This is a genomic window from Streptomyces asiaticus (assembly GCF_018138715.1).
GTDB lineage: Bacteria > Actinomycetota > Actinomycetes > Streptomycetales > Streptomycetaceae > Streptomyces > Streptomyces asiaticus.
In genome coordinates this window covers 772,327-788,585 of record NZ_JAGSHX010000006.1, presented here as the reverse complement: position 1 = coordinate 788,585, position 16,259 = coordinate 772,327, and the positions used below count along the sequence as shown (strand labels likewise).

The following is a 16,259-nucleotide window of genomic DNA, read 5'->3' as shown; positions in this document are numbered from 1 at the left end:
AGCACCACGTCTGGAGTCCGCCTGATGATCCGCAACAACATTCGTCCCGCCGCTGCCCTGGCTGGCTACATCGCCACCATCCCGGCCGCCAACTGGGCCGTCACCCACTTCGGCGCGGTGCCCGTTGGTTTCGGCTATGTGGCCCCGGCCGGGGTGTACCTGGTCGGTCTGGCTCTCGTCCTGCGGGATGTGGCCCGGGAGGCCGCCGGTCGTGCCGCGGTGGTGGCCGCGATCGTCGTGGGTGCCGTGGTGTCGTACTGGCTGGCGGATCCTGCGCTCGCGGTGGTTTCGGCCGCGGCTTTCGCGGTCGCCGAAACCATGGACTTCGCCGTGTACGAGCCTCTCCGGAAGCGCGGCCTGCTCACCGCAATGGTTGCCTCGAACGTGGTGGGGATGCTGGCGGACAGCCTGTTGTTCCTGCACCTGGCGTTCGGGTCGCTCGCATTCCTGCCGGGCCAGCTGCTGGGCAAGGCGTGGATGACCCTCGCCGCCATCGGCGTGATCGCCGTGATCCAGCGGCGGCGGGCGGCGGCGGTGGCAGCGTGAGCAAGCCCGTGTTCTACCTCGGCACCCACCAGCCGCACTGGCTCAGACTCGAACAGTTCCGCCACGTGCCACTGTTCATCTCCCGCAACCGGCTCACCGGATACAAGACCTTCCCGCAGGCTCTCGGCCGGTGGGCGATGGACTCCGGCGGTTTCACCGAACTCAAGGATCACGGGCGCTGGCGCATCACCGCTGCCGAGTATGTGGCGGATGTCCGCCGCATCATTGCCGGGGTCGGACGCATGCCCGACTTCGTTGCCCCACAGGACTACATGTGCGAAGAGGTTGTCATCCGTGGCGGAGTGTTCCAAGGGCAGAAGTTCCGCGGAACCCGCGAGCTCCGCGGCCTCGCGCCTGGCGACCCCGAACAGGACTTGACGACCGCTGTCCGGATCCATCAGCGACTCACCGTCGAGAACGGCCTCGAGCTCAGGCGCCTGGCTCCCGAGATCCCGTTCATTTACGTCCTACAGGGAAACAACTTTGAGGACTACAAGTACTGCGCCCGCATGTACGCAGAGGCGGGAATCGACCTGACGTCCGAGCCACTGGTCGGCTTGGGCTCGGTGTGCCGCCGCCAGGCCACTTCCGAGATCGACGAGATCGTTTCCGCCTTCCATGCCCGCGGGATACGTCTGCATGGCTTCGGCGTGAAAACCCAAGGTTTGGGCGACTACGGTCCCGAACTCGCCTCCGCCGACTCCATGGCCTGGTCCATGGACGCCCGCCGCAACCAGCCCTTGCCCGGCCATGAGGCCCGGCACAAGAACTGCGCGAACTGCCCCGACTGGGCGCTGGCCTGGCGGCAGCGAGTGATGGCCGTGGTCGACAACCCGCGCTCCACTGGCCGCCAGCTGGCCTTCGACTACAGCGCTGTCGCAGTCGATGCCGCCGCCTGATGTGCACGGTCGCCCCCGGGGCTAGCGGGGGCGACCGCCCACCGATCCCACCACATCCCATCGCACGCTGAATGACGGACGGAGAACCCTGATGCGTCGAACCAAGCCCACGGGCGAGCAGTTGCTTGTCCTCGTCGACCGGGCCGAGCGTGGCCCTTTGCGGCCGGTGGAGGCTGGTCGACTTCGTGAGGGCATCGCTGCTCTCGTGTTCGCCCGCAGAGAGGCGGTGCTGGGGCGGCGGCAGTCGGAGACCGTTCGGCGTGCGCTGGGTCGCCTGCATCGTCCGGTGCTGCGCGGCGGGGTCGAGGTGTGCGTCGAGTGCTCGGGCTGGAACGGGGTTCGCTGCCTGGGCCTGGTGACGGAGTGGCCGTGCTCGACAGCGGATGTGGCCCGGCTCGACGAGCTGCGGAGGGCGGCGTGATGGATGAGCGCCATTCCCGCGCTCTGGATCGTGCGCATGCTCTGGCCGATCAGTGGTCCGAGGATCCGCGGCCGATCAGCCGTGCGGAGGCGGCCGAGTTGCTGTCGATGGTGTTGCGACTCGACGGCTGGGCGGTGGGCGAGCCCGCAGGTGCCCGTCTGCGGCTCGTTCCGGCGGTGGAGGCTCCCGAGCCCCAGTCGACCGCCCATGGGCCGTCAGAGCCCCGCCCAGGGCCCGGGATGGGGTTGTCGTGACGGATCCGCAGACTTCAGTCGCCGATACCCCACCGCGGGGCTCCACGGCGCCTGTGAGTGCCCCGCAGCGCCCGGAGGCCGCCCAGGACCCGCAGACCACCCAACGGGCCGCAGACGGGCACACAGGGCCCCCGCCCACCGTCACCTGCCAGTGGTGCGGCACCCCCATCCCGCGCCACACAGCCACCTGGTGGGACGACCAGCCCCAATGCCGCGACCCGTTCGCCTGCGCCCGCCGGGTCTGCCCATGACCGCCCGCTGCAACGCCTGCCGCCGTCCGATGCTCCGCCCGTCCCCGGACGGTCTCGGCCCTGTTTGCCGCGCCCGCCTCACGCCCAAGGCCGCCACCATCCCGGCGCCATCTGGCGGCGAGCCACTCGACCACGCCGCGCTCGCCGCCAACGGCCAGATGGTCATACCCGTGGCCGCCTTCCTGCCCGCCGCGATCCCGTCCGCACGGCGCCGCGGCAGGCCAGTCCACAACGTGCCCGACATCGCCACCTACCAGCCCGAGGAGCACCGATGATCCGTGAAGACAAGTTCCTGATCTCCCGCAAGCCCTACGCCGTCAACCTCGGAAGCCTCCGCGGTGACCGCACCGAGACCCCACAGGGGCGCAACGAATACTACTTCGCCGGGCGAATCGACGCTGTCTGGTTCCGCCGACGCAAGGGCGTGACTGTCGCCTGCATCGGCGAACTGTGGGACCTCCAGCACCCCGAGCCTGCCGACGCCCGCGAATTCCTGGAACACCACGACGACGGCCGCTACGGCGGTGACTGCCACGGCCGCTGGGACGGCAAGTCCTACTGGGGCAACGTCACCCTCGAGCAGCAGGAACAGCACCTCGCTGTGCTGCGGCCGATGCTCGCCAACTACCCGAACCTGCCCGACGGCTGGGACGGGTGGTGGAGGTTCTGATGGCGACTACCCCGGCCGCCCTTGTAGCGGCCGCCGCGCTGCTCGCCGCCGGATACGTCCTCGGCCGCTGGCGGCCCGCCCGCCGTGCCTCCGACTGGGCCAATTGGAAGAAGTACCACCCGTCCGCGCGGCGTAACGGGCCCGCTTGGTGGGCCGTGTGGGCCGTCCTGTCCGCCGAGAACATCGGCTGGCTCATCGCCCACCCGATCCAGGGCGCCCGCGCCTGGCGACACCGCAACGACCCGCCCCCGACCCGTAGCGAACCCCTGCGCTTCCGCAGCCTCACCGACCAGGAGACCGAACGATGACCGCCGAGCCCGCCCCGATCCGCCGCAGCGACCTGCCGCCCATCCCGCCGCCCGAGTCCGAGATCTTCACCTGGTTCCCCCACCCGGATGGCGGCGGGGACATGGTGCGCGGCCAGCGACAGCGCGGCGTGCAGGTCCGCCGCCGCGCCACCTACAGCGACTGGGAGCCGGTGCGCCCCGACCGGTGGGCTGATGAGTCTGCGGGGCGGAAGACGTCCGCTGTGGCAGACGTGTTCGACTCCCCACTCCCTGCCTTGCTGGCCCGCATGATCGCCGAGGGCGCGCATCACGCCTGCGCCGCCACCCTCGCCCTGACCGAGGAGACCGCCCGGGTCCACGAAGGCGCCACAGTCGAGGCGCACATGGCCGCCGTGTATGTAGCCGACCTGATCGCCGAGGGGCGGATGCGTGACCCCGGGTACGTGCCGCGCCCCGAAGTGGAGACGGCAGCGCGATGTGTGGCCGATGATCTGAGCAGCCACCCCGCCGCGCGATCCGACGCGATCAGTGCGGCCATCTACGGTGGCGCCAGCGCCGACCCGGTCATCACCGTGTCGGAGGCCGAGGCGCACGCATCCGCCGGCCGCTCCCTGGCCGCACTCGGCCTGACCTACACCGAGCTGGAGGACCAGGCCCGACGGGGCGACTTCACCAGCCCGCGGGCGCAGGCACTGTGGACGGCGATCGGCGGCACCATCGATCCCGGGCGGCTCGCCCCCGCGCCAGCTGCCGGCCTGCGCAACCAGATCGCCCGCGCTATTCACCGCTACGACTACGAGCACGGGCTGTCAGGGAACGACATGCCCAGCGAACATCACCGGGGCGAGGCCGCCGCCGTGCTCGCCGTAATCCAGGACCAGTTCGTCCCGCCGCCTCCCGGCTCCACCGCCGAGCAACTGCCCGACGACATCCTCGCGTTGATCGATCCGCCGCCGTACCTGTCCACCGCCTGCGAAACCGCCCAGCTCCTCGAGCAGGCGACGGCCGAGCATCCGGACAGGCAGGCGGGGCTGGGGGAGTGGGCCCGGCGAATGCATGACCGGTGCAGGACCAACAACAAGTACACCGGGAAGCTCTGCACCTGCGGACACCACGGGCCCGCCTGACCTCGGACGCACTCGTGCCGCACACCGGGGGAGGGGTGTGCGGCACAGGGGTCAGGTGGTGGGCTGGGAGGCGCGCTTCGCCTCGACTTCGCGGCCGACGGTTGGTTCCCGCTGGCGTTCGATGCCCTCGGCTCGGGCGATGCGGCGGAAGAACTCGTCGGACAGCCCGGTGAGCTCCATCAGCTCCTTGTTGGTGGCGCCTCGATGGAGTGCATCGGCGGCCAGTTTCTTCACGTCAGGACGTAGCTCGCGCTCCTTTTCGTAAGCGCGTTTGTACTGCCCGAAGACACGGGCCTCGTCTGGGGTAGGGGCGTAGTCGTCGCTGGCCATGGGGCTCATGTTCGCACACGGGGTGGCCACTGTGAAGGCCAACTGGTTGGAGGGCCGTCAAAGAATCATGGAGGCCAACGGGATGGCCTCTTGCATGGCCAACCAGTTGGCCTTATGGTGGAGTCATCGCCAGGGAGACCAGCAGGGGAGTCAGCAATGCCGCGCTTCACGTTCTCGCCCATCGTCGATCAGGCCGCCCGCGTCCTGTTCGCCAAGCACAAGGTGTCCGTCAGCGACAACTACGGGAAGTGCACCGCGCCCGGGTATGTCGTGGACGCGAGCACCGACGGAGGGGTCCGAGTCTCGCACCGGATGCCCGAGCCGGACCTGCTGGACGAAGACCGCATGAGCGACGACGAGATGGCCGCCGAGCGGCACCGGATGGTCGACGCCTACGCCACCACGCTGGAGGCAGCGGGATACACCGTGGAGCGACGAGGTCCTCGCTCCCGCAAGCCATACCTCCTTGCATCGCGCTGATCCCTGCCCCCGCCCGGCCTTCGGGCCGGGCCCTCACCCACCACCGCCAACCGCACCACAGGGGAGACCGCAATGCAGAGCCCTAAGAACCCCCTCAGCCCTGAACTGACCGAAGCCCTGGACGAACTCGGCCTGCACCCCGACCCGCCACGCGTCGTACAGCGAGCTCGGCGGGAGAACCGTGAGCAGACCAGGCAGCGGACCCTCCGCATGCTCCGCCGGGAACTCGACCTCGACAACTGAAAGCAAGGCTTTCACGGAAGGAAGGGAGAAGCATGGACAACACTGCCGACCTCATCAAGAGGATCAAGTTCTGCACCACTCGATACGGCACACCCGCCCCGACGGCAGCGGCCCGCGAGATCGCCGAAATGATGCTGGTCGACCTCGATGCCTACCGCCAGTTCACCGCCGACGTCATGACCATCTGGGCCAACTGGACCAGCGGCCGGCTCAACGAAGAGGACGCCATGACCGCCATTGGCGACCGGCACACGGAACTCCGCGCCACCCTCGGCGACTCCTAAAGAGCCTCACCGTGGACCGCCACCTCTTCCGCGGCGCCCTGCTCCAATACGCCAGCATGGTCACCAGCGACCCTGTCGCCGAGGCCGACCGTCTTGGGGCGATGGCAGACGCCCGCATAGCCCTCTGCATCGCCAACGGCGTCGCCATAGACGACATCGACCCCAGCGGCGGATACAACCTCTCCCGCCGCGCCTACGATGAAGCGCGCCGGTCCTGGCGGGAGATGGTCGAGCAACATGGCTTCAACGAGTTGTACGACCGGCCCAGATACCAGAAGGCATACGCCTTCTGGGCCGAACGTCGCCCGGAATTCGCCGCTGGTGACGACTGGCTAGAGGGCATCTACGCGCCGATCTACCAGGTGGCCTTCTTCAACACGACCAGCGGCGAGTACACGCTCCGCAACTTTGACACCCACGAGGATGCGCAGCAGGCGGTCGACACACAGCGTCCCTACGGCGACTCCACGGACGCTTTGGTCATCGTGACCAGCCCGGACGGTGCTGGCGAGGCCGAGAGCAACGATCTGCCCGTCATGCCCGAGCAGGCGGCCCTCCCCGACGCTGCATGACCGTCCACTCCCCCATGCCTAACCCCTGGAGACCTGCCGTGACCGAGGAAGCCCGCCCCGAACTACTCACCCGCCTGAGAACCGCGCGCCGTGCCCGCATGGCCCGACGCGGAGACCACGGACCGGTCGTCAAGTCGCTTCACGACCTCGCTGATGTGATGGAACTAGACCAGTTCCGCAGCACGCGGTACCGGCGGGACGGTGTTCGGGCGGTCACCGCCGTAATGCTGATGAGGGCCACCTACGGGCCGCTACTGGTGTGGGACCGATGCGCGGGCCGGTACGACATCCAGGACATCAGCGTTCGGTCGGAAACCGAATACGGGGAAGCGAAAGCTCGGCGTGATGCGCTGCGGCAGGCACTCACCGACGCGACGTGCGCCATGCGTCGCCGCAGCCCTGGCGTCCTCCGGCTGCGCCCGAGCGACGTCCGCGCCATCGCCGACCGGCTCGCCGTCGAGACCGCTAAGGAGTCCTGATGCCCTTCCTGCCGCATGATCCCCCAGCCCCGTCCGGGATCCACAGCCGGTTCGAATCCGGTGCGGGGCGCCAGAACTCGCTGCATCACCGACCCAGAGGAGACGCCCCGCCGTGGACGATATGGAACTCAGCCCCATCCTCGACACCGGCCCTCTCACGCCTGCTGGGCAGGCCGTGTACCTGTGCGCCCTACCCACCGGCGCCCTCATCACCCCAGACTGGACCGCCACCCTGCGGAACGAGGCCGTCAAGCGGCACGGGTTCGAGAAGCTGCGGATCGCCTGGACGAAGAAGTCCCTCCAGGCCGCGGCCATCGACCCAGACGGTCACACGGCCCGAATGCGGTGGGCTGCGGCCGCAGCCTGGTTCGTCGACGGCGACGGTCGGCCGTGATCGAGAAGTGCCGCGAATGCGGCCACGCCTGGGGCGTCACCACCACCCCGCGCACCAGCGTGCTGTGCGGGCCGTGCGCCCGCCCCACGCCCTCCCGCCGGGCCGCCCACTACTGGTGGCTCCGCGCCCACACCGGACACTGGGACCTCCGCTACCGGTCCCCGGAGTGGTGGGACCAGCAGACCAGCATCGCCGACCTGCGGTGCGCCGCCGAATACGCGGCGACGGCGTGGCCCGAGGAGGTCGGCCGCGGGGCGCACTGCTGTCGTATGCCAGCGGCAATTGCAATCCGCGCAGAGATCCTCGATTAACTGTCGAATAGCAATCGCTACAAGAATCCTTGGGGGAATGCCCTGCATGAGGGCGGTATCAAGCTGGTATCGCCGCTACGGTGGGGGCGTCACGACAGAAGGGCCTCCACCATGAGCGAAGCACCCTGGACGATCGAGCGCATCAGCGACGCTCTAGGGGACCCGCGCCTAGCCCAGCGGTTCCTCGGCGAGATCAACCGTGCGCCGGCTCACGAACTGCTGGACGTCTTCGCCAAGTGGCAGCGCATCGCCCAGGACACTGTTGCTGCCCTCGAACGCGCAGACGAGATCATCGCCTGTGAAGCCCGCGGCGAAGAGCCCCCCGGCCAGTGGATCGACGGAACTGACCGGATCCGGGAAGCAGCTGCCCGAATCAGGGCACGCGGGGCAGCCTGACCTGGCACGCTATACAGCGTGTACTTGCTCCGTTACGAACCCCGCATCGAAGCCGTCTGGGACTCCCTCCCCGACCAGGCCCGCGAAGAGTTCGACCGCGCCATCCTCGCCGCCTGCGAGGACCCCTACGCATCAACGGAGCCCCACCCCAAAGACGGCGACGTCAAGCGCATGCTCACCCTCCAGTACACCCGAGCCGTCCTTCTCGTCTTCACGCAGCCTCGGCGGTTGCGCATCCTCGACCTCAAGCACCTCGGGTGAAGAACGCCGAAGCCCCCGACCAACAAGGTCGGGGGCTTTTGCTGCGCCTACACGGTCAGGGCTTTGTCGGGCAGGAACTGGTTCGGGCAGTGCCTGCAGTACAGCAGCCTCGACCAGGCTTCACGTGCGGCCTCCCGCTCCGCAGACTCCCGCCAGATCCAAGCCGCAGACCCGCCGGCCGCCAGCAACAGCACCGCGCCCAGCAGAATGCCCGCGACCGAGCCGGTCGTCAGGCACAGGATCGCCACGGCACCCAGCGCGATCGGGATGATCCAGCGGGCCTCATACGGGGCGGGTTGTGCCAGCGACTTCTTCAGCTCCGCATCCTGCGAAAGTGATCTCCAGAACTCGGCCAGGTTCAGAACCTGATCCGGCTTCTCGCACTTCGGGCACGCGTAGGCCATGCCAATCCCCCTCTGGTCAGACGACAGGCATCAGGGTGGCGGAAGCGGCCCGCGGAAGGGCAGGGCTCGATTCGGCCAGCATGACGAGAACCTATTCAAATCACCGTTTCATCACAACGCCACCCCTTATCGCCCACACCTGCCACCATGCCCCCACAACGAACCAAGGGGGGACAGTGCGCGCGCACTACACAATCACCAGCATCCTGCTCACCGGACTCGCCGTCGCGGGTTGCGGAAGCGATGACGGGAAAGCCAGCAGCAAGCCCAGCCGCAGTCCGTCAGCCACCAGCGCCAGCCCCAGCCAAGACCCGGCCGCCGAATTCCTCGCCTGGTCGAACGCCGGCGGCTCCGACACCATCGACACCGTCCTGAAAGACCTCGACGCCGTCGACAAAGACTCTCACCCAGTCGACATTGACGGGCTGAAGGAGAGCTGCGCACTGTTGACCGCCGACCTGGAGGTGGCGAAGGACGAAGACCCGATGCCGGACAAGGCGATGGCCCAGAGGTGGGGGCTGGCCGTCACCCACCTGACCGCATCCGCGAGGGCCTGTACCGAGGGCGCCAACAACGAAGATCAAGCATCGTTCGACACGATGGCCGCCGAGATGGCGATCGGCAACAAGCACCTCGATGCCGTGGTGAAGCGGCTGAACGAAGTGACCGGGGGCTGACGTGAAGAGGCCGGGCGGCTGTCGCTGCCCGGCCCTTACTGCAAGTCAGAGATCAAGCGCTGGCCAGTACGCCAACCAGCCGGCGGATCTCCGCGGCGTGCGCCACCAGCTGGTCCGCGAACGCCAACGCCGCAGCCTTCCGCAGGTTCGCGACCTCACCCTCGCCCGTCGCGTCCAGCCCCAGGTAGGGCAGGCCCCGGTCCTCGTCGTTCACGAACGGCCACTGACGGATCGAGGCGACCAGCACCTCGGTGACCCCGCCGAACTCGGGCGCCGCGAGTGCGATCTCCTCACCCTCGTGGGAAAGATCCTCCAAGAACGCCAGATCCTCCTTCGAGTGGTCGCGCACACACCAATCCGGGTCCGGAACCGCGATCCGCTGGCCACGCACCACAGCCGCGACCAGGCGGGGCGAGGCGGACGGCGGGGGAGGGGTGGGGGTGACGCCGGGCACAGGAGACTGCTGGGTCGGGATGTCGTGCAGTACGCTCATGAAGAGCTCCAATCTTCGAGGGTTGAGCTACTGATCAGCGAGGTGATGACTCGCTGGTTTCTTCCGGCGGCCGGGTGTTCGTAGCACCCGGCCGTTGTGCTGCCGAACCAGTCCGGCTGACGCTAGGCGATATTCCGGCCAGTGACGTACAGCCCGATGTAGATCCGGAAGTCGACCGCTCACTTGCTGACCTGCGCGGAGTCCGAGTTGCCTGACTCGGTATGATCTGGACGCGCTCCCTTCGCACGCGCGGTCAGCGCAGACGCTGCTGCGGATCGGCTGGAACTTGGCGACGCAGAGTTCGGAATGCCCGCCCCATCGCGTTACTGAGAGGGTGCGCCGTTCCGCTTGGGCTCCTCAGCGAGCTTGTTGACCGCTCGGACGAGAACGCCGAACGCCTGCGGGCTCATCTGCTCCCGGAGAATCTCGGCAGCGACCGACGCCTTGTCGAGAGGGACGAGGGCCGTCTTCGGGTTCGTGGTGAAGAGTGCCTTGTTGTAGGTCCGCCAGGCTCTCAGTTCTTGCCCGAGGCGCTCGCGGTCGAGAGGGAGAGCGACATCGGCCTCCGCGTCTTGTGCGCGGGCGAACCAAGCGCGGCGGAAGTAGCTACGGAACCAACTGCCGGGCCCTGGACCGAACGCCGGATTGACGTCGGGGTTCTCCAGCTTTCCCAGCGCGGTGTTGCACCAGCGGCAAATGAGTCCTCGCACGGCCGCGTCACCGTATTTGTGATCGTGATCGATGACGAGGCCGCGCTCTGGCCGGTCTGGCTCGAAGCCGCACGCTTCGCAGACTCCGCCGCTGCGCCTCCACAGTGCGTCGTAGTCGTCGCAGCTGAGCGAGTAGATCTTGTGGATGTCGCACTTGATGCCGCTCTCATGCTTCGGCTTCCGGCGGATGTGCATGCGTGCAGACGCTCCCTTCCGCTGTGTTGGCACTCACAGCGACGCGGTGACTACGCCACCGTAGCGCTCTAGAGCAATCGAGGCCAGCCCTCGATACGAAAGTCGGCAAGGAGCTCATTGACCAGTGCCGATGTAGAGCAGGTAGCGTTGCTCTAGATGAATCCGTCTATAAGGAGAGCCCGTGCCACCCAAGTCCGGCGAGCCGCACAAGTACCGGGGGGTCGCCGACGACCTGCGCGAACGGATCAATGCAGGCGACTTCGAGGAGGATCGCAAGCTTCCGGGGGAAAGGGACCTGCGTACTCACTACGGGGTCTCGTTGATGACCGTTCGGCAAGCGCTCGGTGTGCTGCGCGATGAGGGACTCGTCGAGGCACGCCAGGGATCCGGATGGTTCCTCGCCGAGTGGAGACCCATCGTCCGTAACGCCTTGAAGCGGCTCTATCCCGAGCATTGGGGCGAGGCCCGCTCCATGTGGGACGTGGATGTGGAGGGCCGCCAATGGGAAGTCGTTGAGCCGCAGGTTGACTTCCCTCGCGTTCCGGATGGCGTTGCTCGCGTACTCGACCTGGAGCCAGGGGCCAAGGCGTGGAGGCGTGACCGCAAGTACGTCGTCGACGCAGTGCCCGTCATGAGAGCCACGTCGTACATTCCGGACGAGTTCGCGCGCGACACGCAGATCACCGAAATCGACACGGGTGAAGGTGGGATCTACGCCCGCTTGGAGGAGGCTGGCCATAAGCCGGTCGAGTTCCGCGAGCAGGTTCGCTGCCGATTGGCAACTCCGGCCGAGGTGGACGACCTGCACTTGGCGGCTGGCGCTCCGGTGATCGAGCAGCATCGCATCGCGATGCAGGGGGACGGTCGGGTAGTCGAGTTCAACCGAATGGTTCTGGACGCGTCTCGATTCCTTCTGGTGTACGACTTCAAGCGCTGACCTGCATATATAGCCCTCGCCACTCGTCGGCGGGGGCTTTTTGGTGCCTCAAAATAGCTCCGGACGCTCTAGAGCTATTGCGTTGCTCTAGAGCGTCTGCTTGTATCTAGGTGTCCACCCCAGCCGACCGTAGGGGAGCACCTAGTGACGTCCGCTTCTGTCGCCCCTTCGGGCGACTACCTGACAACTGGCCAAGTGGCCCGCCGTATCGGCAGCACACCGCAGCACGTTCGCCGGCTCATCACCTCTGGCCGGTTGGCTGCCATCGACATTGCCGTTGGCGCCGAGCGCCCGCGCTTCCGCGTTGCCGAGACATCCGTCGCCGACTATCTGCGCGGCGCTGAGGTCAAGCCAGGGGATGGCGCGACCGGCGCCCTCCGGATCCCCGAGTCCGTCCTGAATTCGACGGGCGTCCACCCAACCCCCGAGGCGCCCGCCGCCTAACGCAAAAACCCCGGCCCGGCGCTGCAACGCCGATGGACCGGGGCCTGACCACCCGAAGCCGCTAGCAACTGGAGATCGACATGAATCGTACCGTCACCCCGCCTCCGCCGTTCGCCCGCCTTTTCGACGCCGATGCGGCGTCCGACTCCCCGAAGCTGCGCCAGATGCGGGCCCTGACGCTCGTCCCGGACCTGGACGCGGAGGACGCGGCCGGCGCGGACATTGTGACCGCCTACGTGACGGCCCGTGCCCGCGGTGACGTCGACGCGATGGCCACCGCGTATCTGGCCGCGGCCGACATGGACGCGGCCCGCCCGGGTGAGCCGTCGCTGGTGGCCGAGCTGGACGCCGCCGGTGTCGGGGACCTGGCGGAGGTGGCGTGATGACCACCGTCGTGTCGGCTGTCGCGGTGAAGCCTGCGCTGGGGCGCGCTGAGGTTCTGGAGGCGGCGGGTGAGCTGCTCGCCGAGGAAGCCCGCTTCAGCACTTCTCCGACGAGGTTCTGGTTCGGCTTGTCGGGGACGCTGTTCACGGGTGAGGAGGTCGCCCAGGTTCTGGATGCGGCCCGTGAGCGCCTGGAGGCGGAGGGTTGGCGCCGGGACCGGGCGCAGACCACCTACGAGTGGGTTGGTGAGGAGAAGGAGGCTCCGGAGGAGCCGGACGGGGCTGCGTCGACCGGTTCGCTGGTGCGGTATCTGGTTCGGCTGGTGTCGTGGGCGGTGAAGGACTCCGGTCGGGATCTGGTGGCCAAGACGGAGCCGGGCCTGACGCTGGGACAGGCGCTCGGCGACATGGACCGTGACAGTCGGCGTAAGGCGTTCGACTGCATGGAGCTGGTGCTGCGCGCCCAGTCTGGGGCCTCCTACGCCTGCGCCGATGCGTGGGCGGAGAGGCAGGGCCGTTCGTGGGACGAGGTGCGCGGGCTGCTGCTGGTGACGGCGAAGTTCGCCCGCCGCTACGGGCTGGCGGTGGCGTGATGACTACTGCCGAGATGCTGCGTGAGCTGCCTGCTGGGGACTCCCGGAGCCTGCCGACGCTGGACCGGATCGCCGAGGGCCTGCGGGCTGGTGGCGAGGACGTCGAGGTTGTGTACAACTCGCGCCGGGACGTGTTCCGGATCGTGCCCCGAGAGCAGGTGGCGTGATGCTGCGGCCCGTGACGCGTCAGACGGACGAAGAGTTCTCCAACGAGCAGACGCTGACGAACATGCAGTCCGCCATGGAGGCGGCGAAGCGGGCCAAGGAAGCCCGCGAGCAGGCCGAGGAGCAGCGTAAGAAGCGGGGCAAGTGATGGCCTCCGATCGTTGCCCGGCTGCTCACGTCGAGGATCCGACGCCGTGTGACGGCAAGCAGGTGGTGCGGGTTGTGGATCAGCAGGGCACGGGCGTGTCGGCCTGTATCCATCACGGGGCCCGCCTGTACGCGTCGCTGATTGGGCCTCGCGTGTATCCGCTGGCTGGGCATGACGGGGCCGCGATCGAGGTCTACAACCTGGCTCGTGCGCTGCGGCCGTTCCCGTGGGTCCACGAGAAGGGCTACCGCGGCCCCATCTAGCCCACCCCCAGTCGTCGTGTCTGCGGGTGATCCGACCCCCGCGGCGCCCGCGGGCACGACTCCCTCACTTCACCCATCCAGGGAAGGCCCCCATGCTCCTCGTCTTCTACGCCTTCGGTATGGCCGCCTGTGTCGCCAGCATGTACCTCATTCGGCGGCTCGACGACCGCCGCCGCACCACCGTCTACACGTGCCCGGTCAAGGGCTGCGGCGTCTCGAGCCAGGCAGTCGGCAGCAGTGACGCCGAGCTGGATCGGCTCCGCAACCTCGCCGTCGACCACAGCAAGCACGGGCCGACCGTCTGACCGCCCCGCCCCCGTGCTCCATGCCGCCACCACCGGGGCGTGGGGTGCGGTGGCCGGACAGTCCGGCAGCACTCCGAGGATCAGCGCCACCCCCACCACATCGTCCATCGAGAGAGGAAGTACATGCCCGCCAAGTGCCAGCCCAGGACGTATCTGCGTGACCGGGGTGACCGGCGTCAGCGCTGGATGTGGGACTGCCCGTGCGGCAGGTCCAACGAGGTCGCCTGGTTCGCGACCGAGTCCGCTGCCAAGAGCGACGCCCGCAAGCACGTCCGCTGACCACCTGACGGCAGCCCATCCCGCCCGACAACTCGACGACGAAAGGAGATCGCCATGCAGTTCCGCCAGGGAGACAAGGTCAAGATCGTCAGCTCGGTCGACTACCCGCAGTACCGCAAGTACATCGGCCGCACCGCGACCGTCCACACCGACGGCCCCGACAGCTCCGGACTCGTGGCTGTGAAGGGCCTCGAATCCAAGGTCAAGGAGCGGGTGCTCGGCTACGTCGGATTCGCCCCCGAAGACCTGAAGAAGATCTGACCGTTGCCTGACGGCAGCCCATCCCGCAGGTTCGGCCCCGCACCTGCGGGTTGGTAAGCCCGCCAGACACCACCACCCATCTGCCTTAGAGGAGTAGTTCCCGTGCACGCCTATCTGATCACCGCGAAGCCTTCGCGCTTGCAGCGGTTTGCCCGCGGGCTGCGGGTGTGCACGATCCGCATCCTCGCTCTCCTCGTCATGGCCGCCCTCGCCACGGTCGTGTTTCCGCTCCGCTGCCTCCGGCCCGTCGTCATCTACTTGGCGACCCGGGCCGCGTGGCTGGAGCTGTGGGCCGCCTCCGTGACCGGCATCGCGCCCGTTGGCGCCGCGATCGGCTCCGGGCTGACCGACGAGTTCGTCAAGGAATTCCACCGCGCCCGCACCGGCGCAACCGCCAGCTGACCCGAGAAAGGACTGAGCACCGTGACCACCTCCGTCGAGAAGCAGGTCAACGGGACGCCCGTGCCCGCTGCCGAGCCGCGGTTCGATCCGCGTGCCCTGGCTGAGGCGGAGGCGATCCGGACCGAAGCCAAGGCCAAGGCCGAAGCCCTCCGCATCGAGGCTGAGGGTAAGGCGAAGGCCGCCGAACTTTTGGCCGCCGAGGAAGCCGAGAAGCAGCGCCTGGCCAACGAGCGGACACGCATGAAGCAGGAGCGTGACCGGGCCAGTCACGACGAGTACCTCGCCGACAAGGCAGCGAAAAAGGCCAAGGCCGACGCGGAGAAGGAGAAGGCCGAGAAGGCTGCGGCAGAGCAAGAGGCTCAGGAGGAGCAGCGCGCCAAGGAGCAGTTGCGCGCCGAGCGCTGGTGGAAGTGGGGAGCACGCGGCATCTACGCCGTCGGCTTGGTCATCGCCGCCCCAGTGCAGTTCATGCACTTCTGGGACCCGAAACGGCCGTTCCTCGTTGCCGCGCCAGGACTGCTGGAGGGCCTCGCCTTGGTGCTGGCGTTCGGTGCCGCATGGGCGGTCGCCCACCGTCGGGACGTCGCCCCCTACCGCGTAGGCATCATGATCGGCGCGCTCATCGCAGCGGCGATCAACATGTACGGCGGTCGCGACCCGCGGATCGGCTTCAACGCAGGCTTGATCGGCGCCATCGCATCCCTCGGCGGGCCGATCGTTCTCATGGCCTACGAGCACAGCATCGCGCAGAAGGCCGACGGAATCCCGTCGTGGCGGGAACGGCGCGCGGCCGGGCGGAAGGCCGCCGAAGAGAAGAAGGCGCGCGAGAAGGCTCGTCGCGACAAGGCAGACGCCGAAGCGGCTGCCGCCGCGGCCAAGAGTCTCGCCGACTCCCGCGCGAGGGAGGAGCAGAAGCGGCGCGACGAGGACCGCCAGGAGCACCACCCGGAGGTGTGGAAGGTAGCCGAGGCGCTCCGCTCCGCCCGCGGCTCGCAGTACGTCACCGAGCAGATCTGGGGCGACGCGTGGCACCTCGTGAACGGCACCCGGAAGGTCGGCATCACCGCCGAAATCGAAGCCGGGGCGCGCACGGCCGAGGCCCGCATGAAGACCGTCACCGAGATGCCGATACTGGGCGACTTGTCGCAGGTCGAATCCCAAAGGGGCCGTCGCGCCAAGCGCGACCCGGAGGCCCCCGACGGGCGCCGCAATAACGGGGGCACGCCGCCCCTTCGGCGGCCCGGTGACAGTCAGCCGAACAGTCCGATCGCAAAGAAGCAGGCCGCCCTCGAACAGGCCGCCAGCGCCGCCAGGAACGCCGCCGGAGAGGAGCAGTCGTGAGCATCGAGACGACCCCCAGCACCCAGGCCGACCCGGCGTGGGACAAGCTCATCA

General features: G+C 68.1%; 34 protein-coding genes. 30 read left to right on the top strand and 4 right to left on the bottom strand.

The features are described 5' to 3' along the window. Nucleotides 1-24 precede the first annotated feature (24 nt). From KHP12_RS10925 to KHP12_RS10890, 8 genes are all read left to right on the top strand, one after another. Nucleotides 25-546, top strand: coding sequence for a VUT family protein (locus KHP12_RS10925; RefSeq protein WP_211832797.1), 522 nt, complete (start codon nucleotides 25-27; stop codon nucleotides 544-546). Beyond that, nucleotides 543-1,445 carry a deazapurine DNA modification protein DpdA family protein gene (locus tag KHP12_RS10920; RefSeq protein WP_211832795.1) on the top strand — a complete coding sequence of 301 codons (903 nt, stop codon included), beginning with the start codon at nucleotides 543-545 and terminating at the stop codon, nucleotides 1,443-1,445. The genes KHP12_RS10925 and KHP12_RS10920 overlap by 4 nt, the downstream gene beginning before the upstream one ends. A gap of 91 nt (nucleotides 1,446-1,536) precedes the next feature. After that, nucleotides 1,537-1,866: a hypothetical protein gene (locus KHP12_RS10915; protein ID WP_211832792.1), complete on the top strand. Its 330-nt coding sequence runs from the start codon at nucleotides 1,537-1,539 to the stop codon at nucleotides 1,864-1,866. Continuing rightward, nucleotides 1,866-2,120, top strand: a complete 255-nt coding sequence (locus tag KHP12_RS10910; protein WP_211832790.1) for a hypothetical protein — start codon at nucleotides 1,866-1,868, stop codon at nucleotides 2,118-2,120. The genes KHP12_RS10915 and KHP12_RS10910 overlap by 1 nt, the downstream gene beginning before the upstream one ends. 247 nt (nucleotides 2,121-2,367) lie before the next feature. Next, nucleotides 2,368-2,646 (top strand): hypothetical protein, encoded by a 279-nt coding sequence (locus KHP12_RS10905; RefSeq protein WP_211832788.1) that lies wholly within the window; start codon nucleotides 2,368-2,370, stop codon nucleotides 2,644-2,646. Continuing rightward, nucleotides 2,643-3,041, top strand: a complete 399-nt coding sequence (locus KHP12_RS10900; RefSeq protein ID WP_211832786.1) for a hypothetical protein — start codon at nucleotides 2,643-2,645, stop codon at nucleotides 3,039-3,041. Before KHP12_RS10905 ends, KHP12_RS10900 begins: the two co-directional genes overlap by 4 nt. Next, nucleotides 3,041-3,349 carry a hypothetical protein gene (locus KHP12_RS10895; RefSeq protein ID WP_211832784.1) on the top strand — a complete coding sequence of 103 codons (309 nt, stop codon included), beginning with the start codon at nucleotides 3,041-3,043 and terminating at the stop codon, nucleotides 3,347-3,349. Before KHP12_RS10900 ends, KHP12_RS10895 begins: the two co-directional genes overlap by 1 nt. Continuing rightward, nucleotides 3,346-4,455 (top strand): hypothetical protein, encoded by a 1,110-nt coding sequence (locus KHP12_RS10890; RefSeq protein WP_211832783.1) that lies wholly within the window; start codon nucleotides 3,346-3,348, stop codon nucleotides 4,453-4,455. The genes KHP12_RS10895 and KHP12_RS10890 overlap by 4 nt, the downstream gene beginning before the upstream one ends. A 51-nt stretch (nucleotides 4,456-4,506) precedes the next feature. Here the strand turns inward: KHP12_RS10890 and KHP12_RS10885 are convergent, their stop codons facing one another. Further along, on the bottom strand, nucleotides 4,507-4,785 hold the full coding sequence (locus KHP12_RS10885; protein WP_211832781.1) for a hypothetical protein: 279 nt from the start codon (nucleotides 4,783-4,785) through the stop codon (nucleotides 4,507-4,509). A gap of 156 nt (nucleotides 4,786-4,941) precedes the next feature. Between KHP12_RS10885 and KHP12_RS10880 the strand changes: the two genes are divergently transcribed. From KHP12_RS10880 to KHP12_RS10840, 9 genes are all read left to right on the top strand, one after another. Then, complete coding sequence (locus tag KHP12_RS10880; protein ID WP_211832779.1) at nucleotides 4,942-5,265, top strand: hypothetical protein; 324 nt, start codon at nucleotides 4,942-4,944, stop codon at nucleotides 5,263-5,265. A gap of 72 nt (nucleotides 5,266-5,337) precedes the next feature. Next, the gene (locus KHP12_RS10875) at nucleotides 5,338-5,508 is read left to right on the top strand and encodes a hypothetical protein (RefSeq protein ID WP_211832777.1); all 171 of its coding nucleotides are present in this window, start codon (nucleotides 5,338-5,340) and stop codon (nucleotides 5,506-5,508) included. Nucleotides 5,509-5,540: 32 nt separating this feature from the next. Further along, nucleotides 5,541-5,792 carry a hypothetical protein gene (locus KHP12_RS10870; RefSeq protein WP_211832770.1) on the top strand — a complete coding sequence of 84 codons (252 nt, stop codon included), beginning with the start codon at nucleotides 5,541-5,543 and terminating at the stop codon, nucleotides 5,790-5,792. A gap of 11 nt (nucleotides 5,793-5,803) precedes the next feature. Further along, nucleotides 5,804-6,364, top strand: coding sequence for a hypothetical protein (locus KHP12_RS10865; RefSeq protein WP_211832768.1), 561 nt, complete (start codon nucleotides 5,804-5,806; stop codon nucleotides 6,362-6,364). 38 nt (nucleotides 6,365-6,402) lie between these two features. Beyond that, on the top strand, nucleotides 6,403-6,843 hold the full coding sequence (locus tag KHP12_RS10860) for a hypothetical protein (RefSeq protein WP_211832766.1): 441 nt from the start codon (nucleotides 6,403-6,405) through the stop codon (nucleotides 6,841-6,843). A 112-nt stretch (nucleotides 6,844-6,955) separates the two neighbouring features. Next, the gene (locus tag KHP12_RS10855) at nucleotides 6,956-7,237 is read left to right on the top strand and encodes a hypothetical protein (protein WP_211832765.1); all 282 of its coding nucleotides are present in this window, start codon (nucleotides 6,956-6,958) and stop codon (nucleotides 7,235-7,237) included. Continuing rightward, complete coding sequence (locus KHP12_RS10850; RefSeq protein ID WP_211832764.1) at nucleotides 7,234-7,548, top strand: hypothetical protein; 315 nt, start codon at nucleotides 7,234-7,236, stop codon at nucleotides 7,546-7,548. Before KHP12_RS10855 ends, KHP12_RS10850 begins: the two co-directional genes overlap by 4 nt. A 111-nt stretch (nucleotides 7,549-7,659) precedes the next feature. Beyond that, the gene (locus tag KHP12_RS10845; RefSeq protein ID WP_211832759.1) at nucleotides 7,660-7,944 is read left to right on the top strand and encodes a hypothetical protein; all 285 of its coding nucleotides are present in this window, start codon (nucleotides 7,660-7,662) and stop codon (nucleotides 7,942-7,944) included. Between the two features lie 18 nt (nucleotides 7,945-7,962). Next, on the top strand, nucleotides 7,963-8,205 hold the full coding sequence (locus KHP12_RS10840) for a hypothetical protein (protein WP_211832757.1): 243 nt from the start codon (nucleotides 7,963-7,965) through the stop codon (nucleotides 8,203-8,205). A gap of 47 nt (nucleotides 8,206-8,252) precedes the next feature. On the opposite strand, the gene KHP12_RS10835 is transcribed toward KHP12_RS10840, so the two are convergent. Then, nucleotides 8,253-8,609 (bottom strand): hypothetical protein, encoded by a 357-nt coding sequence (locus KHP12_RS10835; RefSeq protein ID WP_211832755.1) that lies wholly within the window; start codon nucleotides 8,607-8,609, stop codon nucleotides 8,253-8,255. Nucleotides 8,610-8,785: 176 nt separating this feature from the next. On the opposite strand from KHP12_RS10835, the gene KHP12_RS10830 reads away from it, so the two are divergent. After that, on the top strand, nucleotides 8,786-9,286 hold the full coding sequence (locus KHP12_RS10830) for a hypothetical protein (RefSeq protein ID WP_211832754.1): 501 nt from the start codon (nucleotides 8,786-8,788) through the stop codon (nucleotides 9,284-9,286). Nucleotides 9,287-9,338: 52 nt separating this feature from the next. Here the strand turns inward: KHP12_RS10830 and KHP12_RS10825 are convergent, their stop codons facing one another. Together KHP12_RS10825 and KHP12_RS10820 are read right to left on the bottom strand one after the other, a co-directional pair. Beyond that, a complete protein-coding gene (locus KHP12_RS10825; RefSeq protein WP_211832752.1) occupies nucleotides 9,339-9,779 on the bottom strand; it encodes a DUF6907 domain-containing protein in 441 nt (146 codons plus the stop codon). 323 nt (nucleotides 9,780-10,102) lie between these two features. Continuing rightward, complete coding sequence (locus KHP12_RS10820) at nucleotides 10,103-10,684, bottom strand: endonuclease domain-containing protein (RefSeq protein WP_211832750.1); 582 nt, start codon at nucleotides 10,682-10,684, stop codon at nucleotides 10,103-10,105. A gap of 181 nt (nucleotides 10,685-10,865) precedes the next feature. Between KHP12_RS10820 and KHP12_RS52860 the strand changes: the two genes are divergently transcribed. The 12 genes from KHP12_RS52860 (at nucleotide 10,866) to KHP12_RS10765 (ending at nucleotide 16,205) form a co-directional block, all read left to right on the top strand. Further along, nucleotides 10,866-11,621, top strand: a complete 756-nt coding sequence (locus tag KHP12_RS52860) for a GntR family transcriptional regulator (RefSeq protein ID WP_211832747.1) — start codon at nucleotides 10,866-10,868, stop codon at nucleotides 11,619-11,621. Between the two features lie 195 nt (nucleotides 11,622-11,816). Continuing rightward, complete coding sequence (locus KHP12_RS10810; RefSeq protein ID WP_211832746.1) at nucleotides 11,817-12,065, top strand: hypothetical protein; 249 nt, start codon at nucleotides 11,817-11,819, stop codon at nucleotides 12,063-12,065. An 80-nt stretch (nucleotides 12,066-12,145) separates the two neighbouring features. Then, nucleotides 12,146-12,448, top strand: coding sequence for a hypothetical protein (locus KHP12_RS10805; RefSeq protein ID WP_211832740.1), 303 nt, complete (start codon nucleotides 12,146-12,148; stop codon nucleotides 12,446-12,448). Beyond that, complete coding sequence (locus KHP12_RS10800; RefSeq protein ID WP_211832738.1) at nucleotides 12,448-13,041, top strand: DUF6197 family protein; 594 nt, start codon at nucleotides 12,448-12,450, stop codon at nucleotides 13,039-13,041. The genes KHP12_RS10805 and KHP12_RS10800 overlap by 1 nt, the downstream gene beginning before the upstream one ends. After that, on the top strand, nucleotides 13,041-13,208 hold the full coding sequence (locus KHP12_RS10795) for a hypothetical protein (protein WP_211832736.1): 168 nt from the start codon (nucleotides 13,041-13,043) through the stop codon (nucleotides 13,206-13,208). Before KHP12_RS10800 ends, KHP12_RS10795 begins: the two co-directional genes overlap by 1 nt. An 11-nt stretch (nucleotides 13,209-13,219) precedes the next feature. Continuing rightward, nucleotides 13,220-13,354 (top strand): hypothetical protein, encoded by a 135-nt coding sequence (locus KHP12_RS52370; RefSeq protein ID WP_281429934.1) that lies wholly within the window; start codon nucleotides 13,220-13,222, stop codon nucleotides 13,352-13,354. After that, nucleotides 13,354-13,617, top strand: coding sequence for a hypothetical protein (locus KHP12_RS10790; protein WP_246648500.1), 264 nt, complete (start codon nucleotides 13,354-13,356; stop codon nucleotides 13,615-13,617). Before KHP12_RS52370 ends, KHP12_RS10790 begins: the two co-directional genes overlap by 1 nt. 92 nt (nucleotides 13,618-13,709) lie before the next feature. Then, nucleotides 13,710-13,922 (top strand): hypothetical protein, encoded by a 213-nt coding sequence (locus KHP12_RS10785; RefSeq protein ID WP_211832732.1) that lies wholly within the window; start codon nucleotides 13,710-13,712, stop codon nucleotides 13,920-13,922. A 123-nt stretch (nucleotides 13,923-14,045) separates the two neighbouring features. Then, entirely contained in the window at nucleotides 14,046-14,201 is a 156-nt protein-coding gene (locus KHP12_RS10780; RefSeq protein WP_211832731.1) for a hypothetical protein, read from the top strand. Between the two features lie 54 nt (nucleotides 14,202-14,255). After that, nucleotides 14,256-14,462: a hypothetical protein gene (locus KHP12_RS10775; protein ID WP_211832729.1), complete on the top strand. Its 207-nt coding sequence runs from the start codon at nucleotides 14,256-14,258 to the stop codon at nucleotides 14,460-14,462. Nucleotides 14,463-14,564: 102 nt separating this feature from the next. Next, complete coding sequence (locus tag KHP12_RS10770) at nucleotides 14,565-14,864, top strand: hypothetical protein (protein WP_211832721.1); 300 nt, start codon at nucleotides 14,565-14,567, stop codon at nucleotides 14,862-14,864. 21 nt (nucleotides 14,865-14,885) lie between these two features. Next, entirely contained in the window at nucleotides 14,886-16,205 is a 1,320-nt protein-coding gene (locus tag KHP12_RS10765; RefSeq protein ID WP_211832719.1) for an MFS transporter, read from the top strand. The last annotated feature ends 54 nt before the right edge of the window (nucleotides 16,206-16,259 follow it).

What these genes read in the sequence shown, in the direction of transcription:
- KHP12_RS10925 (WP_211832797.1), top strand. Translation starts at nt 25, where the DNA reads ATGATCCGCAACAACATTCGTCCCGCCGCTGCCCTGGCTGGCTACATC.
- KHP12_RS10915 (WP_211832792.1), top strand. Translation starts at nt 1,537, where the DNA reads ATGCGTCGAACCAAGCCCACGGGCGAGCAGTTGCTTGTCCTCGTCGAC.
- KHP12_RS10910 (WP_211832790.1), top strand. Translation starts at nt 1,866, where the DNA reads ATGGATGAGCGCCATTCCCGCGCTCTGGATCGTGCGCATGCTCTGGCC.
- KHP12_RS10905 (WP_211832788.1), top strand. Translation starts at nt 2,368, where the DNA reads ATGACCGCCCGCTGCAACGCCTGCCGCCGTCCGATGCTCCGCCCGTCC.
- KHP12_RS10900 (WP_211832786.1), top strand. Translation starts at nt 2,643, where the DNA reads ATGATCCGTGAAGACAAGTTCCTGATCTCCCGCAAGCCCTACGCCGTC.
- KHP12_RS10895 (WP_211832784.1), top strand. Translation starts at nt 3,041, where the DNA reads ATGGCGACTACCCCGGCCGCCCTTGTAGCGGCCGCCGCGCTGCTCGCC.
- KHP12_RS10890 (WP_211832783.1), top strand. Translation starts at nt 3,346, where the DNA reads ATGACCGCCGAGCCCGCCCCGATCCGCCGCAGCGACCTGCCGCCCATC.
- KHP12_RS10885 (WP_211832781.1), bottom strand. Translation starts at nt 4,785, where the DNA reads ATGGCCAGCGACGACTACGCCCCTACCCCAGACGAGGCCCGTGTCTTC.
- KHP12_RS10880 (WP_211832779.1), top strand. Translation starts at nt 4,942, where the DNA reads ATGCCGCGCTTCACGTTCTCGCCCATCGTCGATCAGGCCGCCCGCGTC.
- KHP12_RS10875 (WP_211832777.1), top strand. Translation starts at nt 5,338, where the DNA reads ATGCAGAGCCCTAAGAACCCCCTCAGCCCTGAACTGACCGAAGCCCTG.
- KHP12_RS10870 (WP_211832770.1), top strand. Translation starts at nt 5,541, where the DNA reads ATGGACAACACTGCCGACCTCATCAAGAGGATCAAGTTCTGCACCACT.
- KHP12_RS10845 (WP_211832759.1), top strand. Translation starts at nt 7,660, where the DNA reads ATGAGCGAAGCACCCTGGACGATCGAGCGCATCAGCGACGCTCTAGGG.
- KHP12_RS10835 (WP_211832755.1), bottom strand. Translation starts at nt 8,609, where the DNA reads ATGGCCTACGCGTGCCCGAAGTGCGAGAAGCCGGATCAGGTTCTGAAC.
- KHP12_RS10825 (WP_211832752.1), bottom strand. Translation starts at nt 9,779, where the DNA reads ATGAGCGTACTGCACGACATCCCGACCCAGCAGTCTCCTGTGCCCGGC.
- KHP12_RS10820 (WP_211832750.1), bottom strand. Translation starts at nt 10,684, where the DNA reads ATGCACATCCGCCGGAAGCCGAAGCATGAGAGCGGCATCAAGTGCGAC.
- KHP12_RS10805 (WP_211832740.1), top strand. Translation starts at nt 12,146, where the DNA reads ATGAATCGTACCGTCACCCCGCCTCCGCCGTTCGCCCGCCTTTTCGAC.
- KHP12_RS10800 (WP_211832738.1), top strand. Translation starts at nt 12,448, where the DNA reads ATGACCACCGTCGTGTCGGCTGTCGCGGTGAAGCCTGCGCTGGGGCGC.
- KHP12_RS10795 (WP_211832736.1), top strand. Translation starts at nt 13,041, where the DNA reads ATGACTACTGCCGAGATGCTGCGTGAGCTGCCTGCTGGGGACTCCCGG.
- KHP12_RS10790 (WP_246648500.1), top strand. Translation starts at nt 13,354, where the DNA reads ATGGCCTCCGATCGTTGCCCGGCTGCTCACGTCGAGGATCCGACGCCG.
- KHP12_RS10785 (WP_211832732.1), top strand. Translation starts at nt 13,710, where the DNA reads ATGCTCCTCGTCTTCTACGCCTTCGGTATGGCCGCCTGTGTCGCCAGC.
- KHP12_RS10780 (WP_211832731.1), top strand. Translation starts at nt 14,046, where the DNA reads ATGCCCGCCAAGTGCCAGCCCAGGACGTATCTGCGTGACCGGGGTGAC.
- KHP12_RS10775 (WP_211832729.1), top strand. Translation starts at nt 14,256, where the DNA reads ATGCAGTTCCGCCAGGGAGACAAGGTCAAGATCGTCAGCTCGGTCGAC.